1 pseudogene is annotated in these 774 nt (G+C 31.4%); it reads left to right on the top strand.

The annotated features are described in order from the left end of the window. Window positions 1–648: pseudogene (locus FFR48_RS28210) on the top strand (IS1634 family transposase); the annotation flags it as partial. Between the last annotated feature and the right edge of the window lie 126 nt (window positions 649–774).

Here is a 774-nt window from a genome sequence, read left to right as displayed (position 1 = left end):
CATCTAGATGGAACATCAATGAGTGTAGAAGGAGAGTACAAGAAAGAAACAGAAGAAATAGAAAAAACAAAACCAGAAACAGAAGAGAATAAATTAGAAAGAGAACCAGAGATGAAAGCAATAGAAATAGTGCATGGATACTCAAGAGATAAAAGACCAGACCTGAAACAATTTATCATAGACATGATATGTTCAGGAGATGGAGACATCCCATTATATTTAAAAGTAGACTCAGGAAACGTAGATGATAAAAGTGTATTTGTAGAAAGATTAAAAGAATTTAAAAAGCAATGGACATTTGAAGGAATAAGTGTAGCGGACAGTGCCTTATATACAGCAGAAAACATAGCAGCAATGAGAGAATTAAAATGGATAACAAGAGTACCCTTAAGTATCAAAGAAGCACAGAATAAAATCTTAGATATAAAAGAATCATCATGGAAAGATAGTCAAATAAAGGGATATAGAATAGCGGAAAAAGAATCAGAATATGGAGGCATAAAACAAAGATGGATAATCGTTGAAAGTGAATTAAGAAAAAAATCAAGTATCGAACAAGTAGACAAACAAGTAAAAAAACAGTTAGAAAAAGCAGAAGCCGCACTCAGAAAGCTATCCAAGCAAGAGTTTGCTTGTCAACCAGACGCATTTAGGAAAGAGTTGTAGTAAATATTATCTAATTATTTGATGAGAGTTTATTTGACTAAAAAGATGTATATAGTTGACGATAAAATTAGTAAATAGAAATTCTTAGCGAAGATAGAAATATTCTTG

The sequence above is a fragment of the Sphaerospermopsis reniformis genome, assembly GCF_005402885.1.
Classification (GTDB): domain Bacteria; phylum Cyanobacteriota; class Cyanobacteriia; order Cyanobacteriales; family Nostocaceae; genus Sphaerospermopsis; species Sphaerospermopsis kisseleviana.
Note: the sequence above shows the minus strand (reverse complement) of the source record. Positions and strands in the feature narration are given on the sequence as shown.